General features: G+C 72.9%; 3 protein-coding genes. 1 reads left to right on the forward strand and 2 read right to left on the reverse strand.

Going from position 1 to position 3,374, the window contains the following annotated elements; genetic code table 11:
- Positions 1-924 (forward strand): lipase (locus G4D87_RS35695; protein WP_163787222.1); only part of this gene is annotated, 924 nt, incomplete at its 5' end.
- Positions 925-927: 3 nt separating this feature from the next.
- On the opposite strand, the gene G4D87_RS35700 is transcribed toward G4D87_RS35695, so the two are convergent.
- The gene (locus tag G4D87_RS35700) at positions 928-2,025 is read right to left on the reverse strand and encodes a trigger factor (RefSeq protein WP_163787224.1); all 1,098 of its coding nucleotides are present in this window, start codon (positions 2,023-2,025) and stop codon (positions 928-930) included.
- Positions 2,026-2,114: 89 nt separating this feature from the next.
- Positions 2,115-3,083 (reverse strand): hypothetical protein, encoded by a 969-nt coding sequence (locus G4D87_RS35705; protein WP_163787226.1) that lies wholly within the window; start codon positions 3,081-3,083, stop codon positions 2,115-2,117.
- Positions 3,084-3,374 lie beyond the last annotated feature (291 nt).

Genomic DNA, 3,374 nt, shown 5'->3' on the forward strand with positions numbered 1-3,374 from the left:
GCGATCACCCGGCTCGCTCGCACGCTGCGCGGACTGCCTCCCGCCGAGCGCTGGTGGGGCCCCGGCTGCGCGGGCATGGCCGGCTGGCTGAAGCGGGCGGCGCAGCCCCTCCCCCCCGAGGACCTCACGCCCCGCTTCCATGCGCTGCTCGCGCGCGTCCGACAGGGGCTGCCGGTGCTGCCGGAAGAGGCCCGACGCCACCAGTACGTGCTGGTGCGCGGCATGCTGGGAGACGAGCTGCCCGGCTACCTGCTGGACAACGTGCAGCGGCTGGAGCGCCGGGGACTGAGCGTGCGCGAGGCGGCGGTGGACACCGAAGGGCTGCTCGCGGACAACGTGGCGGTGCTGCGCGAGGTGCTGCGCGACGCGGAGTACTTCGGCCGCAGCGTGGTGATGGTGGGCCACAGCAAGGGCGGCGTGGAGTGCACCGCCACGCTGGCGCTCTACCCGGAGCTGCGTCACGTGGTGCGCGCGGTGGTGACGCTGCAGGCGCCGTATGGCGGCTCCTCCATCGCGCATGACCTGGCCACCACGCCCCGGCTGCGGCGGCTCATCGACTTCGCCTTCCCGCTGCTGTTCCACGGCGTGTCCCGCTCCGTGGAGGAGCTGTCCTATCCCCAGCGGCAGGCCTTCATCCAGCAGCACCCCTACCCCACGGACATCCCCACCGTGTCGCTGGCCACCTCGCGGCTGTCGCGCACCTCCACGCTGTACCCGCTCCAGCGCTACCTGCACGAGCGCTACGGGTACCAGGCGGACGGCATGGTGACGGCGGTGGACGCGGAGGTGCCCGGCGCGGGCGTGGTGCGGCTGCACGACATGGACCACGCGGAGGCGGCGCTGCGCGGCCTGCCGGGGTTTGTCCGCTACCACCCGGGCGACCTCACCGAGGTGATGGTCGCCCTGGCGCTGGAGGCGCGCTGAGCCTCACGCCGTGGCGGGCGTCAGCGTCACCTGCTTCATCACGTGCTCGATGACGGCGAAGCGCAGCGCCAGCTCGTACAGGCGGCTCGCCAGCGCGGGGTCCTCCTTCACCGCCTGCCCCATCTCCGGGCGGGGGACGCCGGTGAAGCCCGCGAGGTCCTCCAGCATGGCCTCCGTGGCCGCCCGGTCCGGCTGGAGGCCATCCCGCGCCGCGATGGCGCGCAGGACCAGGCTCAGCGTCAACCGGTACGCCGCGTCCGCACGGGTGAGCGGATCCTTCAGCCACCCCTCCAGCGCCTCCTGCAGCTCGTCCGGCTGGAAGTCCTTGCGCTGGAGCAGGGGCCGCTCCACCTCCGCCCAGCGGCGGCGCACCTCCTCATCCACCAGGGCCGAGGGCAGCTCCACCGGCGTGCGCTCCACCAGCAGGTCCATGACGCGCTCCTGGGTGAGCCGCGCGCTCTCGTCCGCGCGCTCCTGGGCCAACGCATCCCCCAGCTTGCGCATGACGTCGGTGATGGAGCCCATGCCCAGCCGCGCCAGCAACTCCGGCGCGTCGTCCTCCAGGAGCGTCAGCTCCCGCGCCGCCTGCACCTCCACGAGGAAGCGCGCGGGCTGCCCTCGCAGGGACTCCACGGGGTAGGTGTCCGGCAGCGTCAGCTCGATGCCCAGCGAATGGCCGACCTTCACGCCCTCCAGCGCCTCGAAGAAGCCGGGCAGCACCGGGTCCGGCGCCACGCGCACCCACCAGTCCTCGCGGGCGGAGAACGGCATCAGCCGGTCATTGGCGAAGCCGAGCACGTCCAGCCGGACGTCGTCCTCGGCCGCCACGTCCTCGCCCGGCGCACGCTCTCGGACGTCGGCGTGCTGGCGCCGGAGCGCGTCGAAGCGCTCCACCAGGTCCTGCTCCGTCAACGGCGCGGGCAGGACCCGAGCCACCGACAGTCCCTCCAGCGAGGGCGCCTCCACCGAGGGCATCTGCACGGGCTCGGTGGGGTCGAGCTGCAGCGACGCCGGCATCCTCTTCATGATGCCGAGCGCGTGGAGCTCGGCCAGCGAACGGGCATTCTTGCGACCGCCCTGCGAATCATCGTGGGTCGTCATGGTCTCTGGCTCCGTGCCCTTCGGATAGCACAACGCTCCGGGAGGACCGAAGCCCCCCCGGAGCGTTGGGACTGACGACGCGCTGCTTCCTAGAAGAAGGAGCCGATGAAGCTGGACACGGTGGAGACCACCGCGCCGGCCTGGCTCACCACCGGGATGTTGGTGGCGGCGGCGATGGAGCCCAGCGCCGTGATGCCGGAGGTGATCTTCTTGCCCGTGGAGGCGTTCGGGTCCCGGATGGTGCTCACGGCGGCGGCCGTGTCCGCCACGGCGATGGCGACGTTGAGGCCCGGCGCGAAGCGGCCCGCGGCGCGGGCGACCTGCGTGCCACCGTTGCGCAGCGCCGTCCGCGCCGCGTTGCCCGCCAGCCGCGCGGCGCGCTCGCCGCCCTCTTCGGCGACCGCGGCGGCCGCCTGACGCACCACCTGACGCGAGCCACCGTCCAGGGCGGCGTTGGCCGCCGTGGTGGCGACGCGGTTGGCGCCAGCGCCACCGCGCAGGGCCTCGGGGGCCGCCGCGTTGAAGGCCGTGCGGGCCGCGTTGGTGGCCGCGCGGTAGTTGCTGACGTTGCCAGCGACTTCCAGGCCACCCTTCACCACGTTCAGGCCGGTGGAGGCCAGGCTCGCCACGGAGCCGGCCGCCTTGTTGATGCTCTCACCGGACGGGTTGCGGAAGGCGTCACGCACGTCGCGGGCCGCCAGGTAGCCCGCCCCGGGGAGCTGCGCCACGCTGGCCGCGAGGCCGGCGCCCCCCGCCACGCGCGCGGCGCGGGTGTTGGCACCCTCCACGGTGGAGCCCGAGCTGCCCAGCGAGAAGGGGCCGATGCGGCGCGGGCCGTTGGCGTCGCGCACCTGGGTGGCGGCCACGCCGTCGGCGACCGACTTCACGCCATTGGCGACCTGCCCCACGACGTTGTTCGCGGCCTCGAACCGGTCCTCCTGCCGCGCGGCGGGAGGCGGCGGAGGCGGCGGCGCCGGACGCGCGACGGGCGGCTGCGGGCGCAGCTGCGGCGGCGGCACGGGAGGATGGGGCGGGTTACGGCGAATGGGAGGCGCCATGGGGTGTGCTCCAGGAAATCAGGTAACGCTTTTCGAAGCTCTATCCCGATCATCCGCATTTGCCGTGAAATGTTGCGTCCGGACTCGCAGGCAGTGCCATTTTCCACCCCCAGTACCAGACAGTCGTCTCTGCCCACCCCCGCAAGCCCCTGGAATCCATTGGAAATGGGCTAAGGTCCGCGCGCCATGCGGACCCGAAACCTGACGACTGCCCTCCTCTGCCTCAGCCTCTCCCTCGCCGCCTGCAAGGACTCCGACAAGAAGGAATCCACGGGGGGTGGGACCCCGCCC

The organism is Myxococcus vastator, from assembly GCF_010894475.1.
Classification (GTDB): Bacteria; Myxococcota; Myxococcia; order Myxococcales; family Myxococcaceae; genus Myxococcus; species Myxococcus vastator.